This window comes from Pantoea sp. y20 (genome assembly GCF_054903455.1).
Map to the genome: position 1 here is coordinate 1,947,161 of NZ_CM142816.1, position 17,076 is coordinate 1,964,236.

General features: G+C 58.7%; 15 protein-coding genes. 7 read left to right on the forward strand and 8 right to left on the reverse strand.

Annotated elements, in window-relative coordinates; translation table 11 throughout:
• The first annotated feature begins 94 nt into the window (after positions 1–94).
• On the forward strand, positions 95–580 hold the full coding sequence (locus tag ACYAC5_RS09190; protein WP_008110154.1) for an RrF2 family transcriptional regulator: 486 nt from the start codon (positions 95–97) through the stop codon (positions 578–580).
• 113 nt (positions 581–693) lie between these two features.
• On the opposite strand, the gene oqxB is transcribed toward ACYAC5_RS09190, so the two are convergent.
• Both oqxB and ACYAC5_RS09200 read right to left on the reverse strand, forming a co-directional pair.
• The gene (gene oqxB / locus ACYAC5_RS09195; protein WP_277974810.1) at positions 694–3,846 is read right to left on the reverse strand and encodes a multidrug efflux RND transporter permease subunit OqxB; all 3,153 of its coding nucleotides are present in this window, start codon (positions 3,844–3,846) and stop codon (positions 694–696) included.
• An 18-nt stretch (positions 3,847–3,864) separates the two neighbouring features.
• Positions 3,865–5,019: an efflux RND transporter periplasmic adaptor subunit gene (locus tag ACYAC5_RS09200; protein WP_101764498.1), complete on the reverse strand. Its 1,155-nt coding sequence runs from the start codon at positions 5,017–5,019 to the stop codon at positions 3,865–3,867.
• A gap of 293 nt (positions 5,020–5,312) precedes the next feature.
• On the opposite strand from ACYAC5_RS09200, the gene ACYAC5_RS09205 reads away from it, so the two are divergent.
• The 3 genes from ACYAC5_RS09205 (at position 5,313) to ACYAC5_RS09215 (ending at position 6,456) form a co-directional block, all read left to right on the forward strand.
• Complete coding sequence (locus ACYAC5_RS09205; RefSeq protein WP_008110158.1) at positions 5,313–5,660, forward strand: helix-turn-helix domain-containing protein; 348 nt, start codon at positions 5,313–5,315, stop codon at positions 5,658–5,660.
• 86 nt (positions 5,661–5,746) lie between these two features.
• A complete protein-coding gene (locus tag ACYAC5_RS09210) occupies positions 5,747–6,181 on the forward strand; it encodes a ribonuclease domain-containing protein (protein WP_192411912.1) in 435 nt (144 codons plus the stop codon).
• A 2-nt stretch (positions 6,182–6,183) separates the two neighbouring features.
• A complete protein-coding gene (locus tag ACYAC5_RS09215; protein ID WP_462062864.1) occupies positions 6,184–6,456 on the forward strand; it encodes a barstar family protein in 273 nt (90 codons plus the stop codon).
• 1 nt (position 6,457) lies between these two features.
• On the opposite strand, the gene ACYAC5_RS09220 is transcribed toward ACYAC5_RS09215, so the two are convergent.
• The 4 genes from ACYAC5_RS09220 to ACYAC5_RS09235 all read right to left on the reverse strand — a co-directional run bounded on the left by ACYAC5_RS09220 (position 6,458) and on the right by ACYAC5_RS09235 (position 14,476).
• Complete coding sequence (locus tag ACYAC5_RS09220; RefSeq protein WP_462062865.1) at positions 6,458–8,830, reverse strand: virulence factor SrfC family protein; 2,373 nt, start codon at positions 8,828–8,830, stop codon at positions 6,458–6,460.
• Positions 8,827–11,799 carry a virulence factor SrfB gene (locus ACYAC5_RS09225; RefSeq protein ID WP_309834789.1) on the reverse strand — a complete coding sequence of 991 codons (2,973 nt, stop codon included), beginning with the start codon at positions 11,797–11,799 and terminating at the stop codon, positions 8,827–8,829. Before ACYAC5_RS09225 ends, ACYAC5_RS09220 begins: the two co-directional genes overlap by 4 nt.
• Positions 11,800–11,801: 2 nt before the next feature.
• Positions 11,802–13,145, reverse strand: a complete 1,344-nt coding sequence (locus ACYAC5_RS09230) for an SrfA family protein (RefSeq protein ID WP_462062866.1) — start codon at positions 13,143–13,145, stop codon at positions 11,802–11,804.
• A 152-nt stretch (positions 13,146–13,297) separates the two neighbouring features.
• Positions 13,298–14,476: a benzoate/H(+) symporter BenE family transporter gene (locus ACYAC5_RS09235; RefSeq protein ID WP_462062867.1), complete on the reverse strand. Its 1,179-nt coding sequence runs from the start codon at positions 14,474–14,476 to the stop codon at positions 13,298–13,300.
• A gap of 96 nt (positions 14,477–14,572) precedes the next feature.
• On the opposite strand from ACYAC5_RS09235, the gene ACYAC5_RS09240 reads away from it, so the two are divergent.
• The 3 genes from ACYAC5_RS09240 (at position 14,573) to ACYAC5_RS09250 (ending at position 16,236) form a co-directional block, all read left to right on the forward strand.
• Positions 14,573–15,118 carry a helix-turn-helix domain-containing protein gene (locus ACYAC5_RS09240; protein ID WP_192411907.1) on the forward strand — a complete coding sequence of 182 codons (546 nt, stop codon included), beginning with the start codon at positions 14,573–14,575 and terminating at the stop codon, positions 15,116–15,118.
• A 120-nt stretch (positions 15,119–15,238) separates the two neighbouring features.
• The gene (locus tag ACYAC5_RS09245) at positions 15,239–15,664 is read left to right on the forward strand and encodes a MarR family winged helix-turn-helix transcriptional regulator (RefSeq protein ID WP_192411906.1); all 426 of its coding nucleotides are present in this window, start codon (positions 15,239–15,241) and stop codon (positions 15,662–15,664) included.
• A 17-nt stretch (positions 15,665–15,681) separates the two neighbouring features.
• A complete protein-coding gene (locus ACYAC5_RS09250) occupies positions 15,682–16,236 on the forward strand; it encodes an isochorismatase family protein (protein WP_462062868.1) in 555 nt (184 codons plus the stop codon).
• 61 nt (positions 16,237–16,297) lie between these two features.
• Here ACYAC5_RS09250 and ACYAC5_RS09255 read toward each other — a convergent pair whose 3' ends face one another.
• Together ACYAC5_RS09255 and ACYAC5_RS09260 are read right to left on the reverse strand one after the other, a co-directional pair.
• The gene (locus ACYAC5_RS09255; protein ID WP_280172781.1) at positions 16,298–16,723 is read right to left on the reverse strand and encodes a type II toxin-antitoxin system VapC family toxin; all 426 of its coding nucleotides are present in this window, start codon (positions 16,721–16,723) and stop codon (positions 16,298–16,300) included.
• Positions 16,723–16,974, reverse strand: coding sequence for a type II toxin-antitoxin system prevent-host-death family antitoxin (locus ACYAC5_RS09260; RefSeq protein WP_101764487.1), 252 nt, complete (start codon positions 16,972–16,974; stop codon positions 16,723–16,725). The genes ACYAC5_RS09255 and ACYAC5_RS09260 overlap by 1 nt, the downstream gene beginning before the upstream one ends.
• Positions 16,975–17,076 lie beyond the last annotated feature (102 nt).

The window sequence follows — 17,076 nt, forward strand, 5'->3', positions numbered from 1 at the left end:
TAAAAAGCAACAGTGTTTGTTATATTTATTGCTCATTGATTACTCATTGTCGCGGCATAAAAACAACAAGATAACCGCAACTCAGGATATTGAAATGCTTGATTACCGCTTCCCGACAGCTTTGCAGATGGTTTTGAGCGTAGCGATGGCGGAGCAACTGGGCAAACGCTCGACCAGTGCCATATTGGCTTATGGTCTTGAAGCGAACCCCAGTTTCATTCGGAAACTTATGGTTCCGCTCACGCGTGACGGCATCATCGTCTCAACGCTTGGCCGCACCGGTTCCATTCATCTGGGTCGCCCGGCCGCCGAAATCACACTGCGCGACATTTATACTTCTGTGATTGAAGATAAAAAACTCTGGGCGTCACGTCCCGACGTGGCACCGCGTTGTCTGGTCAGTGCCAACCTGTGTTGGTATTTCAAATCGATTGCTGAAGAGGCTGAAGAAGCGTCGCTGAAAGTGCTGGAAACCCGCACCGTAGCTGACGCGCTGGCCGAACTGAAGCATAACGACACCAGCAACTGCGAAGAGTTGCCCGATCTCGAACTCGCCGACCTGTGTAAAAAAGGCCGCTAAAACCACTCTCATCCGTAAGGGCGTCATTCATGACGCCCTTTTTTATTGCCTCAATCTGCACGCAAAAAAAATCCGGGCACATCGGCCCGGATTGTTCATTTCACCTAAAACCCTTACACAGTTTGCACTTCCGCCTGTGGTTGCTTGCGCGTCACCAGCTTACGCAGCGTCACATAGAACACCGGCGTCAGGAACAGGCCAAACAGCGTCACGCCCAACATGCCGGAGAACACGGTAATCCCGGTTACGCCGCGCACTTCTGCGCCTGCACCTTCACCAAGAATCAGCGGAATAGTACCGGCGATAAAGGCAATCGAGGTCATAACGATCGGACGCAGACGCAGACGACAGGCTTCCAGCGCTGCATCGACAATGCTCTTGCCTTGCATCTCCAGCTCGCGCGCAAACTCGACGATAAGAATCGCGTTCTTACACGCCAGTCCCATCAGCACTACCAGCCCAACCTGCACAAACACGTTGTTATCGCCACCGGTCAGCCACACGCCGACCAGCGCCGAGAGCATGGTTACCGGCACAATCAGGATCACCGCTAGCGGCAGCGTCCAGCTTTCATACAGCGCCGCCAGCACCAGGAATGCGAGTAAAACCGCGACCGGGAAGACGATCAGCGCGGTATTGCCCTGCGTTGATTGCTGATAGCTCAGGTCGGTCCATTCAATGTTCATGCCGTTAGGCAGCACCTGCGTCGACATCTCCTCCAGCTTCTGCATCGCCTGCGCCGAAGAGAGCACGCGCGGATCGGCATCACCAATCAGGTCCGCCGCCGGATAGCCGTTATAGCGAATCACCGGATCCGGGCCGTATGTAGTGGTGATATTCACCATGCTGCCAATCGGCACCATTTCGCCGCGATCGTTGCGGGTACGCAGGTTACCGATATCCTGCACGCTATCGCGGAAATCGCCGTCCGCCTGCGCCATCACGCGCCAGGTGCGACCAAACTTATTGAAATCGTTGACGTACGACGATCCGAGATAGGTTTGCAGCGTGCTGAACAGTTCGGTCAGCGACACGCCTTGCGCTTTGGCTTTATCCCGATCCACCTGCACATCCAGCTGCGGCACGTTGGCCTGGTAGGATGAAATCGGGAACATCATGCCCGGCGTCTGCAACACCGCACCGGTCAGGGTGTTGATGGCGGTTTGCAGCGCACCGTAACCGAGCCCCGCGCGATCCTGCACATACAGCGAATAACCCGAACCTTGTCCCAGACCTAAAATCGGCGGTGGCATAATCGAGAAGCCAAAGCCTTGCTGGATTTTCGAGATCTTAGCGTTGATCTCAGCATTAATTTCCGCGGCGGTGCGCGTACGTTCACTGAACGGCTTCAAACCGAAGAACACCGTGCCGGTATTCGGCGTGTTGGTGAACTGCAACGCGTTCAAACCGGGGAAGGCGACCGAATAAGCCACGCCTTCGGTGTTCATGCCGATTTCGCTCATCTTGCGAATCACTTCATCGGTACGCGCCAGCGACGAACCTTCCGGCATCTTCACACCGCCAATCAGGTAGAGCTTGTCCTGCGTCGGAATAAAGCCGCCCGGCACGGTATGGAACATAAAGCCCGCACCGGCCAGCAGCAGCACGTAGACGCCGAACACCGCGCCACGACGACGCAAGGTTTTACCCACCAGCGATTCATAGCCATCTGAACTGCGCTGGAAGAAGCGGTTGAACGGACGGAACAGCCAGCCGAGCAGGCGATCGATAATGCGCGTCGGCATATCCTTTGCGGCATCATGTGGCTTCAGCAGCAGTGCTGCCAGCGCCGGTGACAGCGTCAGCGAGTTGATGGCGGAAATCACCGTTGAAATGGCAATCGTCACCGCAAACTGCTTATAGAACTGACCGGTCACGCCGGACAGGAACGCCATCGGCACGAACACCGCACACAGCACCAGCGCGATGGCGATAATCGGCCCGGACACTTCCCGCATCGCCTGATGCGCCGCCGCCGTCGGCGACAAGCCTTGCTCGATATTACGTTCGACGTTCTCCACCACGACAATGGCGTCATCCACCACGATACCGATCGCCAACACCAGCCCAAACAAACTTAAGGTATTGAGCGAGAAGCCGAGCAGATAAAGGATGCTGAAGGTACCGACCACCGAAACCGGCACCGCCAGTAGCGGGATAATCGAGGCGCGCCAGGTTTGCAGGAACAGAATCACCACCAGCACCACCAGCACAATCGCTTCGAACAGCGTTTGCACCACGGCACGGATCGAGTCACGCACGAATACCGTTGGGTCGTACGGCGCGGCCCACTGCACATCGTCCGGGAAACGGGTGGCCAGTTCGGCCATTTTGTCGCGCACCGCATTTGACAGATCGATGGCGTTGGCGCCCGGTGCCTGGAAGATACCGATGCCGACCGCATCTTTGTTGTTCAGCTGTGAACGCAGCGCGTAGCTGCCAGAACCCATCTCGATGCGCGCCACGTCACGCAGGCGCACCAGCGTGCCGTCGTCAGCGGTTTTCAGGATGATATTGCCGAACTGCTCTTCGCTCTCAAGACGACCCTGGGTGTTGATCGACAGCAGAAAATCGCTCTGTTTCTTCAGCGGCTCCGCGCCAAGCTGGCCGGCAGACACCTGCACGTTCTGCTCCTGCATCGCGCTGACCACATCGGAGGCGGTCAAGCCACGTGCCGCCACCTTATTGGGATCGAGCCAGACGCGCATCGCGTATTCACCGGCACCGAAGATCTGAATCTGACCGACGCCTGGCAGGCGCGCCAGTTCATCCTTCACCTTAAGGGTGGCGTAGTTACGCAGATAGAGGGAATCGTACTTGCCGTGCGGCGAGAACATGTGCACCACCAGCGTCAGCGTCGGCGACATCTTCTGCGTGGTGAGACCGAGTTGGCGCACCTCTTCCGGCAGACGCGCTTCAGCCTGCGCCACGCGGTTCTGCACCTGAACCTGCGCCTGATCCGGATCGGTGCCCGGACGGAAGGTCACGGTGGTGACCAGCACGCCATCGGAACCCGCCACGGATTTCATGTACATCATGTTTTCTACCCCGTTGATGGCTTCTTCCAGCGGCGTCGCCACAGAATCTGCAATCACTTTGGGGTTGGCACCGGGATATTCCGCGCGCACCTGCACGCTCGGTGGCACCACGTTGGGATATTCACTGATCGGCAGCAGCGGAATGGCGATCAGTCCGGTGGTAAAGATCAAAATCGACAGCACCGCGGCGAAAATCGGTCGGTCGATAAAAAAGCGGGAGAAATCCATAAAAGGCAGTCTCGAAGGTTATTGAGCGGAGCGCATCGCCACCGGTTGGGCGTTCACCGGCATGCCAGGCATAAAGACTTTCTGCAAGCCGTTAACGATCACCTTGTCGCCGGGCTTCAGGCCTTGCTGCACAATACGCAGACCATCGGCTAACTCGCCGGCCTGAATATCGCGGCGCTGGGCTTTACCTTGCGCATCGACCACGTAAACGTACTTACGATCCTGATCGGTGAGCACGGCTTTATCATCAATCAACAGGGCGGTGAAGTCGGCGCGGCCCGGCAAGCGCACGCGCGCAAACAGGCCCGGTGTGAACTGACGCTGCTGATTATCCAGCGAGGCGCGCATGCGGATGGTGCCGGTGCTGGCGGTCAGCTGGTTATCGAGGAAATCCACGGTGCCGCGATGCGGAAAACCCTCTTCCCCGGTCAGCGCTACTTCTACCGGCAGCGACCCGCGATTTTCGCCTTTACGCGCCATCGCCTGATAATGCAGATAGGTGGCTTCATCGACGTCGAAGTAGACGTACATACGATCCTGCGATACCAACGTGGTCAGCACGCTGGCGCTGTCACCGGCGGTCACTAAGTTGCCGGTGGTGATCATCGCGCGGCTGGCGCGACCTTCAATCGGCGCGGTAACGCGGGTGAAATCAAGATTCAGCTGCGCCATATCCACCGCCGCCTGTGCTGACAGCACGCTGGCCTGCGCCTGATTAGCCGCCGAGCGACGCTGTTCCCACTCTTCGCGTGACACGACATTGGTGCCGATCAGTTTATCGGTACGCGCCGATTCACTGCGGGCCAGCGTAGCCTGGCTGCGCGCGTTGGCGAGTTCGGCCTGCGCCTGCTCGAGCGTGGCGCGGTAGGTGCGATCGTCAATGGTGAACAGCACCTGACCTTTTTTCACCTCATCGCCTTCGCGATAATTAACCTGATCGATATAGCCCGAAACGCGCGGACGCAGCTGCACGCTCTGCACCGCTTCGAAACGGCCGTTAAAGCTATCCCATTGGCTGACTTTCTGCTCGACCACCTGCGCGACACTTACTTCGGGCGGTGGCGGCGGGGCGTTTTGCGCCACACCGCGATCGCAACCGGCCAGCAGGCTTCCCAGCAACATCACTCCTGACAGGCTTACCGCCCATTGAACCCTGTACGTTTGCAGATGCATTGTTGTTATTCCGCTTTGGTGAAAATGAAAGGAGACGTACGAAAAATCTGCAACTTTTATGATTGCATTAAAACGCCACGAGTGTAGGCTTGCTCAAACTGCATCTGCAAGAATATCTGATACACTTTATGTGCGGTTTTGATCATTACGTTGCAGAAGGATCAAAGCCCCTACGCGCAGTGCGGCATTTAATGCAATAATAAAACTTGCATTAACTGGCATAGTCGTTCAACCTTAAAGTGTAATTGCAACTGATACTGATACTGTTCGCAACGGCGACCGGAGAAAACGAGATGATGACCACCGCATTTATTCACGATTTGATCGACTGGATTGACAACAATATTGAAACGCGTCTGGATCTGGATACCGTAGCGGGGCGCGCCGGTTATTCGAAATGGCACCTGCAGCGTATGTTCAAAGAGCACACGGGTTTGCCTCTGGGCGAATACATCCGTGAGAAGAAGCTGAAGAAGTCAGCGGATCGCTTGACCACCAGCAATGAACCGATTCTTAACGTGGCGATTTCACTCGGTTTCGACTCGCAGCAGTCGTTTAACCGCAGCTTTAAACGCCAGTATGGCGTAGCGCCGGGGGCATGGCGTCGTCACGCCGCGCCATCCGCCAGCGCGATGCAGTAAACCCCGCCAGGGCCAGCTTTGCTGGCCCGCGTTTTTCCCTGCCCTAAATCTGTTATTATCGTCGTCCTGTTTTTCAGGATGCCACCATGTCAAAAAAACTCTGGATTGCCTTAATTCTGATCCTGGCCGCGTTGTGGCTCGGGCTAAAACCGCGTTTGTCCGATAAATGGTCAGCTAGCCACCCCGATATTTCGCAGCTCACCGATGCCAACACCGTGGCGCGTTGGGTGCAGCAGCATCACACATTACCCGATCTCTATCTCACCAAAAATGAAGCGCGTCGTCAGGGCTGGAATCCCAGCAAGGGCAACTTGTGTGAAGTGTTGCCGGGCCGCGCGATTGGTGGCGATCGCTTTAGCAACCGCGAAAGAAGGCTGCCGATGCAGGCGGGCAGGCAATGGTATGAAGCTGACGTGAATTACGATTGCGGTCACCGCGACGCCGATCGTCTGCTTTACTCAAATGATGGGCTGATTTTCCTCACCACCGATCACTATCGCAGCTTCAAACAGGTGCCTTAACCATGTTGACGCTCCATTTTGACTTTGCAAGCTTGTCAGATCGCCAGGCGTTTTACCGCGCGCTGGTGCAGCAGAGTGCCTGCCCAGTGGATTTCGGTAACAATCTTGATGCGCTATGGGATTGGCTGACCGGCGGCATGGCGCTGCCGGCCACCTTCTATTTAGCGCATGCCGATGACGCCAGCGTGAGTGCAGAATTCGCGCCGGTGCTGGCGTTACTGGAGGAGGCGCAGCAGCAGTTGCAAGGCGAGCTGCGCCTGGTGCGTGGGGAATAAACTACGCGTGCAGCGGTAACAGCAAAATCGCCAGCATCTGGCGGGCATTCGCGGGCAAATCGCCGCCGCCGGTGTAGCCATTGTTCTCAACGATCACCGAATTCAACCCCACCAGCCAGTCATAAATGTAGTAAGCGGTATGATTGGCGGGCGCGGCAGACAAGCGCGTCAAACGTTGTCCCGGCGAGAAGCTGACGCTCGGCGCAGGCGGACGGGCAAAAATCGTCTGACCGCGATTGACGCGGCTTTCAGGACGTTCGCTCTCCGGGCGCTGTAAAAAGCCCAGCCACGCCACAAAATCCCCCAGCACCGTCATGGCGCGTGAAACCTGGCGATCGGTACGCGCTTCATGGGCGCTGGCCTGCGCATCCGGCTCGTTAAGCGCGCTTTGCAGTTTGCTCAGCACCTTGAGACGGAAGCTAGCGGTTATTAACTCTTCCACCAGCATCTCCAGCGTCGGCTTATCAACGTTGAGCAGCGCCAGCAGGCTGCGGCTCTCCGGCAACTGACGCAAGTGCTCCAGCCACAGTGCAAACACCTGCTGCGGGAACTGCTGATCGCGTTGCCCGCCCGAACTGCGCGGCTCAGCGGCAGCTACCGGCTCATCTTTAAACAGATCGAACTCGAAGCCGATGCCGAAATAGCTCTGCTCAGCAGCCGCCGTTTTGGCGCTGTGCTGAATGTGATGGCTGCTGCTCTGGCTCAGCCACAGTTGACGTACCGCTTCACGCGACGGCTGCAAACGCTCCAATAGTTCGCCATGCAAACCGGTGCGATGTTGCAAGCATTTCAGCAGCGTATCGGAAATCGCCTGCTTGCGAGCTGCCTGTTCTGGCGTGGCGCTGGATTCGGTCCACGGCTGCAAACGTTCCACCAGCTTGTGCTGTAGCGCGCTGAGCTGCAACGCTAAACGCTCACGGCGCGCTTCCGGCTGCATCTCATCCTGCAACCAGCTGCCCATGCGATCGACGCCCGCGCGATCCAGCGCCAGCATCGACCCCCAACTCTGTCCCGGCTGACCAATCTGGCGTTGCACCGCTTCATCAACGTTAATCTGCTGCTGCTGATAGCGCGCATCATGTGGCGTGATCGCCCAAATCAGACGCGGCTTCTCACCGCTGGCGGCGATGGTTTGGTGTATGTGCCACTCGCGCAGCGCGCTGGCGGCGACATCGGTGTCGTGACGCTGGCTGGCGGCGGTACAGATCAGCATCAGATCAATGCCCTGACGCGCGGCGTACAGGCCCGGCAGCAGTGCGCGTTTCTGTTCCAGCAGCGTGGCGCGCATCGGATCGCGTTTGCGCATCTGGGCCAGTTCATCCTGTTGCGCGCGATCGGCTGGCGTGCCCGGTGCAGGTAGCTCCAGCATATCCGCATCATCGTACAGCGCCTGACGCGGCGTGGAGCTGAGCGGCAAGGTGATCTCCAGCGTCAGCAGCGACAGCAATCCCAGCGGAACATGTTGCGCTTTCCCCACGCGATTGGCGACGATCGGACACACTTCGATCATCTCCTGCCAGTCGGCATCATTGCCAATCAGTTTTTCTGCTGGCAGCGCGGCATCATCCACCAGCATGCTGAGCGGCGCTAACACGCGCGGCGCATGGCGCAGCTGGTGGCGCAAATGCATCAGGCTGCGCAGGCTTTCGTTCAAGGCGTTCTGTCCCGGCCACAGCAGGGCAAACAGCTGCACGCGGTCGTCCACGTTGAGCCACGGCGCCAGCGCTACCGCCTGCGGCCAGAAGTGACGATCGAGAATCTCGGCATGACGATGGTGACGACGGCTCCACGCCCATAGCGTGATCAGCGCATCGCTATCGAGGCCAGGCTGCGCTTCATCCTGACGGTGGCGCTGCAAACGCTGCAACGCGGCATCGATCTGCGCCGTGTCCGGCTGCAGTTCGGTGTTGGCACAGGCCAGCATCAAACGAATCAGTTCCACTTCGCTCAGCAGCGTCATCTCCAGCGGCCAGGCGTTGGATTGCGTTTCACGCTGGTGGCTGAAGCGGGTGGCGATGGCGAAATCGAGATTGCCGGGATTGATGTTCTGGAAATAATTTAGGGTTTTATCGCCAAGGCGCGCAATTAACTGGCCCTGGGCATCACCGACCATCTCACTCAGCAGCCAGGCTTTGCCCGCCTGCGACTGGCCAAACAGCGCCAGCGTCACCGGACGCGCCAGCTGGCGCGCCAATGCATGGCTCTCCACGCGCGCGCGGCGCAGCTGCAGCGTCAGAGTTTCAGCTTCCATTGCCAGACGCGGCGCGTGCGCCTGATGGGTTTCCACCCAGTTCAGCGCGCCATCCAGCGTTTCCTGCATCAGGCTAAGACGTTTCGCGGGCGTAACCGGCGAGGCTTTTTTGGCAGTTCTCATCGTTTGCAGACGCTCCCGCTGTCGATCCAATATTGCGCATTCGCGTTGCCGGTAGCAGAAAGCGTGTTCAGTTTCAGACTCAGTTGCTCCAGCGGCACACGCGTGCCGTCATCCATGCGCGCATCGCTCAGCACCAAACGCTCCGGGCCGAGATTAGCCGGGCCGGGCTGCACCGCCAGCTTAATGCGCAGTACGCTTTCGCCGGCAACCTGACGCGCCAGCGTCGGGTCCACAATGCTCAGGCTATACAGCGGCGAGGCCGGCCAGCGATCGTTCTCCAGCTGGCGGAAGCCGAGGCAAACGTTGCCGCGAATGCGGAAGCTGCTTTTGCGATCCAGCGCGAAGCTGCTGCTGTCGAGATCGATCTCGCTGTAACACAGATTATCGTCGCTGAGCGCCGAGGTCTCATCCAGCACGCCGAGATAGCGAATGGTGGAGTACGGTTCGAAATCACCGGCGCGGAACCAGAAGCTGCTGAGGCGCAGATCGAGCGCCAGCAGGCACAGCATCGCGCCGACTGCGGCGGTGGATTTCGGGTTATCAATGCGGCCCTGCTTGTTGAACGGATACCAGTCGCTGGTGTGATAGCCTTCCAGCGACAAAATACGGCTGCCCGGCAGCGGTTGCAGATGTCGCACCAGCGCCTGAATGCCAGGGAAGCGTGACGGACGACCGGTGAGCAGCAGCACATCGCACTGATACAGCGACACCACTTCACACATCGCGCGCAGCGCCGGAATGATCGCCATACGGTGTTGCAGGAACTCGCCGTGCAACTGCGCCATGCTGACCACCAGCGGCACTTCGAGCAGATCGAATCGGCTGTCGCCGCCGAGCGTGCGCTGAATTTCGCCATTCACAAACGCCAGCACGCTGCTGGCCGGTTTTTGCGGCACCAGCTCGCCGAACAGCGCGTTGATCTCGCTATGGCTGTCGAGCGGATCCCAATTTTCATACTGCTCCAGCACCGCCTGCGCCAGCGGAATAAACAGCTGTAGCGTCACTTGCTGACGCAGCGTGGCTTGTCCGTCCATGCGGCTGTCGTGACCAAACAGCTTGTTCATCAACGGTTCGGCCAGCTGCAAACCGGCTTTCTGCAAGCTCTGCTGCAACGCTGGCAGAATCCACAGCTGAATCACGTCCAGCAGAATATCGTCACCGGCGACTTTGAAGCCTTCGCGGAACAGTAAGCGCGGGGTGATTTTGACATTGTTGCCCTGGCCGTCATCGAGGCGATATTGGGTAATGGCTAAATCGGTGGTGCCGCCGCCGATATCAATCGAAGCGATGCGCAGGCTTTTACCCGGCAGCTCGTCAACTTCACGCGGACGATCCGGGCGCGCCATGCTGCTGAAGAAATCTTCTGCGCGGCCGGCAAAGTTGACCTGGGTTTCGTTGAATAGCCACACCATTTGACCACAGGTGGCTTCGTCCCACTCCATCTGCACATCCGGTACCGGACGCAGGCTGTTTGCCTGGCTGGCGGCGGTAAATTCCTCTTCGGCCGGATGCCAGCCCTCGGCTTTCCATACCAGCGCGATGGCTTCCTGCATGCGGCGACGGAAAATCTCACGCTCCGGCTTCGGCATCGCTGACGGTAGCGTCAGGATCACATGACGCAGCTGGCGAGGCGCCTGGCTTTGCGGCATGCGCTGGCGCTGCGCCACGCTGTTCATCTGCATCATCGCCTGCGCCAGCAGTTCGCACAGCATAAAGGTCATCAGCGAACTGCGGCTGTAGCTGGCGGAGAACACCGGCAGACGGTCGTCTTCCGCCAGTGCGTGCAGCGGCTGGCCTTCGTCGTTAATCAGTAAGGTGAACGGCAGCGCGGTGGCTTGCGGCTCATCGCTGCTGCCGTTGGCGTTGAAGCGCCAGCCTGGCTGATAGCGCGCTTCATCCCACAAATAGCGGCGCGGACTGGACAAACCGGTGCTGCCTTCGGTGCCGGCACGCAGCAACGCCAGACGGCTGGCTTCCCGGCCTACGCGCGTCAGCGACGGCCACATAAAAGCGTTTTCGCGGCCGCTCTCCAGCGAGAAGTTGGCCTTACCGAAACGGGTTTCAGCAAACTCCAGACGGCTGTCGAACAGCTCGTTGTAAACCTGATGCGGCTCGGAGAGATCGCGCAGCTGCAGCTCGTAGGTTTGACGCAGGCCGCTGCTCTCTTCGGCGTGATCTTCCACCAGAATGCCGCAGGTATGCGAGTTGCCGACGTCGAGAATGATATCGACGTTGACCGCCGGGGTTTGCAGCGAAGTTGCCTGAATATAGATTTCCGCCAGATCGAGCTGTTCGCCCAGCAGTTCCAGCAGGTTGAGATAGTGCGCCTGATATTCGAATTCACGCAGCGCCTGGTTCAGCTCCTGCTCACGGCGTGATTCCAGCGCATGCACCTGCTGGCTAAAGGTTTCACGCAGCCAGCCATCAACCCATGTATGGTCGAGGAATTCACCCAGCTCGTAGTTGTGCCAGGCGAGGGCGAAACTGACGCCGTTCTGCGCATCGGCTTTGCTTAAACCGTGCTGCTCGCCGCCATCCTGCTCAGACACAATGCGCGTATCAAAGGCGAGGGTGATGCGATGGGTGTTGCCTGCCGCGTCGGGTTGCGCCAGCGGCGCCAGATGCAGACGTGCCCAGTTGTCCGGGCCGCCGATAAAACGACGTCCGCTGGTGCAGCGCAGCACCGGCAGCGGCAGCCATTGATGGGCCAGCAGCTTCAGAGAATCGGCTAACGCGATATCCGTTTCCGGACGCACCACTTCCGCCGCGCCGCCATCTTCCGGATAGAGCAGGAACTTGCCGCTGTTACCGTCGACGTTGAGACGCAGCAGCGGGCCGTTGGCGGTTTGACGCACGAACTGGCGGCGAGCCTGCAACGCAGGTAAACGCAAACCAAAATCAAGAAACTGCACACCGCTATCTTCAATCAGCGTGATTTTCTGTTTGTCATCGATGAGGGGAGCCAACATGTTTACTTACTCTCACGCTTAATCGTCAACGGGAAGACCTGATCTGCGCCGTATTGCGCAGTACAGCTGGCGATGCCATCACCGGCTTTACACACCAGTTCCGGCATGCGGTAACGCGATTTATCGCTGCAGGTCGCAGTATAGCGGCTGCGCACTTCCATGCTGCCGGCACTGGTCATCGCGGCGGTGACATCGGCTTTACAGCGGATGTTGTCGCCCTGGGTAATGGTGGCGGTGCCTTTGCCGTTGCGGATTTGATAGCGCAGGCTTGGCGGTTTGCCGGTCGGCAGATTGGTTTGACGCAACGTGACGCGCCAGGTGCCGTTAATAAATTTCACCGATCCAACGCGCGCATCTTCGGTGGTCATCACCAAATCATCGGCTTTGGCCGGTTCGGTGTGTTCAGCCACCACCTCAGGCGGCGCGACAGGTGTGGCAACCGGCGCGGCGGCAACGACGGTGGCGGCGGTTTGTGGCAGCGTGGCGGCGAGTTTTTCCGCTTTAACCATCACGGCAGGCGGCTTACTCACCGGCACCGGCACATCCGCAACGCGAATCGCAGCAGGTTGCGGCGCGCTGTGCAGCCAGTAGGCGACGCCCGCAGCCACCAGCGCCGCAACCGGCAACAGCAGCATCAGCGGACGCACGGCAAAGGCGCGACGTGGCGGCGCGACAGGTTCGGGTAGCGGTTCAGGCGCGGCCTCAGCAATGTCCTCAACCGCCGGTTCTTCGGCTTCAGGTTCCGGCTCAATCACCGGTTGAGCAGCGGCAGGCGGCACCTCGATCAGCGGCGCAATTACCGGCGCAACCATCAGCGGAGCAGGTGCTGGCGGTTCTGGCAGCAGCGGCGGCAGCGCATCTTCCAGCGAATCGCGCAGGCAGGCCAGCGCGTCATCACGCGAACGCGCCTGCGGATCAACAAAGCCCCAGAAGGTGATCACCGGTTTGCCATCCACCAGATAAACGTACTGCTGATCCGGGAACTGCAACGTTTTGCTCAGCAACGCACCAAACAAGCGCATCGCCGGATTCTCCGCGTCGCGCGCGCGCAGGCTCAGCGCCTGCAGATCCTGCTGGTTTAGCGTCAGCATTTCCAGCGCCTGACGGCGCTCGTGATCGCTGGCACCCAGCCAGGATTTTACTTTGCCAGTAAACGGGGCGTACCAATCGAGGCGGTCACCGCGCTCGTTGACCTGCGGGATCGCGAGGCAATTGGCCAGCGTGGTTTGGCGGCGCAGGCGCAGGGTTTCACGGATTTGCAGCGCGGACGTCCAGACCGGCTGGCCGTTTTCACCCAGTGCCAGTACCGTGTCCAGATTGCCGCTGCGCAGAAAAGTTTTTGCCACTCGTTGGGCCCTTATCGGTGGTTGTCTGAGGCAGAACAGTGTGTGTTTTTGGCGATGATAGTGATCTTAAGCCAAATGCAGCGAAATCAAACGGCTGATAAAGGGGGAAAAACAGGGCGTTTTTCCCGCGTGCGGAGAAGATTGCTGAAATTTTAAGCGCGGCTGCGCGGGGAAAGGATCACATAGGTCAGCATGCCGCCGAGCAAACCCCAAAAGGCGGAGCCGATGCCGAGCAGCGAAACACCGCTGGCGGTGATCAGAAACGCCACGATGGCGCCGTCGCGCTGATCCGGTTCGGCTAAGGCGCGCTGCAAACTGCCGGACAGCGTAGCCAGCAGCGCGAGGCCCGCCAGCGTGGCAATTAACACTGGCGGCAAGGCGCTCAGCATGATGGCGATCAATCCGCCGGTAAATCCGGTCAGCAGATAGAACACGCCCGCCAATGCCGATGCCATCCAGCGGCGCGCCGGATTCGGATCGACATCGTCGCCCATACAGATAGCAGCGGTAATCGCAGCGATACACACCGAAAACCCGCCAAATGGCGACAGCACTAAAGCGATAAATCCGGTCCAGCCGGTGAGCGCAGATACCGGCGGCTGATAGCCGTGCGCCTGCAAGGTGGCGATGCCGGGCGCATTTTGCGACGCCATGGTGACGAGAAAATAGGGCAAACCCACGCCAATCAGCGCCGCCAGAGTAAACTGCGGCATGATGAATTCCGGCCGACTGATCGCCAGCGCATGCGGCGGAAAGTGGATCGATTGCTGGCCGAGCGCCACCAGCACGCCCGCGATCAACGCCAGAATGATGGCGTAGCGCGGCAGCCAGCGGCGGCTCAACAACCACACCAGACACATGCTGCCGCACAGCGCGAAATTGCTCTGCAAACCGCTAAAGGTGCCGATGCCAAATTTCAGCAGAATCCCGGCCAACATCGCGGCCGCCAGCGATTGCGGAATGTGATTCATCAGGCGGGCGAACAGACCGGTGACGCCGCACAACACAATTAACAGGTTGGTGGCGACAAACACGCCCACCACTTCATTCAGCGTCAAACCCTGCACGCTGGTGGCGAGCAGCGCCGCGCCAGGCGTCGACCAGGCCGCGAGGATCGGCATGCGTGTCCATAGCGATAAGCCGAGCGAGGCCAACCCCATACCGACGCCGAGCATCGACAGCCAGCCGCCAATCTGCGCCGGCGAAGCGCCCGCCGCCTGCGCCGCCTGGAAGATCAGCGCTGCCGTGCTGCTGTAGCCCACCAGTACGGCGATAAAACCCGGAATCAGCATCGGAAAAGAGAAGGCACTGCGTGTGGTGGCGGTGGTCATCAGGTCACATCCGATTGTGCGTTATAACGCACATTGTGGCATGGAGCGTTATAGCGCACAAGTGCTACACTGCGCGCGAGCTTTTCGGGAGAACACATGGAAAATTTGCATCAACATTTGAGTCTGGCGCTGAAACAGCTGCGTCAGGCCAACGGCTGGAGCCTGACGCTGGCAGCGGATCGCACCGGCGTGAGCAAAGCGATGCTCGGCCAGATCGAGCGCGGCGAATCGAGCCCCACGGTGGCGACGCTGTGGAAAATTGCCACCGGCTTTAACGTGCCGTTTTCCTTCTTTGTGCAGGGCAGCGATCAACCGCCGGGCAGCGTGGCGACCTTCAGCGAGCCCAACGCGCAGATGCAGGTTAAGCCGCTGCTGCCGTACGATGCCAGACTGCATTTTGATCTGCTGGAAGTGACACTGGCGGGTGGCGCGCAGAGTGATTCATCAGCGCATGAAAGCGGGGTGATTGAGCAGGTTGTGGTGCTGGAAGGCGAATTGTTGCTGGGCGTGGAAGGCACATGGCGCCGCTTGCTTTCGGGCCAGGCTAGCCAGTTCGCCGCCGACACGCCGCACAGCTACCGCAATCCCCTCAGCACGCCGCTGCGTTTCCACAGTTTGATTCATTATCTGCAGCGCGCCTAGGATCGCCATGCATGGCGACCACCTAACAATCCGGCACAATTACAAATTGATACGAAGGTAAACTACACAGTTTGCCTTCGTATTTATATACTCGCGGCTCATCAGTAAGGAGAAGGTGCCATGAGCGACCTCAACAGCGCGGCGGCGTTACTGCGCAGCATCAATGGCAAACTGGCGCGTCGCCTGCGTGAATCGGCGCCGCCGGGCGATCTTACCTGGCCGCAGGTGTCGGTACTCGGCTATCTGGTGCGCGATGGCGCGATGACGGTAACAGAATTGGCTACGCTGGAAGGGGTGCGCACGCAGTCGATGGGCGCCACCGTGGCGAGCCTGCAGACGCTGGGTATGGTGCAGGGTGCAGCCGATCCGCTGGATGGCCGCAAAACCCGCTATCAACCCACCGATGCCTGCCTGAAACTGATTGCTGCCAACCGCGCACAACGCGATGACTGGCTGCTCAACAGCATCGCAACGCAACTGAACCCGCAGGAACAGCACACGCTGCTGGCCGCGCTTCCCTTACTGCAACGACTTGCCGACCAATAATCCTGAGAGGACTCAACATGGCTTTAACTACCCTTGACGACAACACCGCGCTGATTGTGATTGACCTGCAAAACGGCATTGTTGCGCTGCCGGTCGCACCGTTAGAGGCGCATGAAGTGATTGAGCGCTCAGCGCGTCTGGCCGATGCATTCCGCGGGCAAAAGCGCCCGGTGGTGCTGGTCAACGTTGCGGGCGGCGCGCCTGGCCGTAATGAGCAGCCGAAACACGCTGGCGATTTGCCCGCCGATTGGGCGACGTTGGTGCCGGACCTGGCGCAGCAGCGCGGCGACATCATCGTTACCAAAAAAACCTGGGGCGCATTCCACAACACGGATCTGCACGAGCAGCTGCAGCAGCGCGGCATCACACAAGTTGTAGTTTGCGGCATCGCCACCAGCATCGGCGTGGAATCCACGGCGCGTCAGGCGTATGAGCTGGGTTACAACGTCACGTTGGCAACCGACGCCATGACTTGCCTGAATGCCGAAACGCATAAAAACAGCGTCGAGCGTATCTTCCCGCGCCTGGGCGAAACCGGCACCACCGATGATGTGCTGGCGTTGTTGAAGTAAGGATCATCGTAGGGTGCGCATTCATGCGCACCTGGCTTGCAGGACGCCATGAATGGCGAGCCTACCGTTCCTGCCATGGATTCAGCAACATCACGCCAGTGGTATCAAAATCCCGTACGTTACGCGTGACCAGAATCAGCTCGTGATGAATCGCTGTCGCCGCGATCAGCGCATCGGTATGTGGGCGTTCATCAGGAATATGCAGCTGAGCGCAAAGGCGGGCCACGCCGCTATCAATAGAGAGTGTACGCCAGGCAAATTCTGTCAGAACCTGCTCTTGATACCAGCGCTGTAAATGATGGGCTTGCTGAGGGTCTTTACGGGCGAACTTAAGGATACCTTTTTCAATTTCCATCAGCGTTAATGCTGAAATAAACATCTCTTCAGCATCAATGCTTTTAGCCCAGGCAATCACCTGAGGATTGGCTTTAGGCGTCCCTGCCTTACGTAATTCTGAAATAACATTGGTATCCAGCAAATAGCGCATTAGAACTCCACATCCCTGTTGATTATGGTCGCACGTTCTGGCTCAAAATCGATATCTACGCCGTCCGGCATGGCGAGTGAATCTACGATGCTTCGGTTTGAACCCGTGAGTTTTTTATACGCTTCAAATGTCAGTAAAACATGTGCAGGATTGCCACGGTCAGTAATATAAACCGGGCCTTCCTCGGCGGCTTTCTTGGCCCGGGATACCTCCTGATTAAAAGCTCGACTGCTGATTCTCGTCACTGTCATCACGACCTCCATGATATGTAGAGATGTTGCTACATAACTATAAAGCAATATGCCGTGCTGGACAATATTCAACCAATAAAAAGCCCCGCAAGCGGCTTGCAG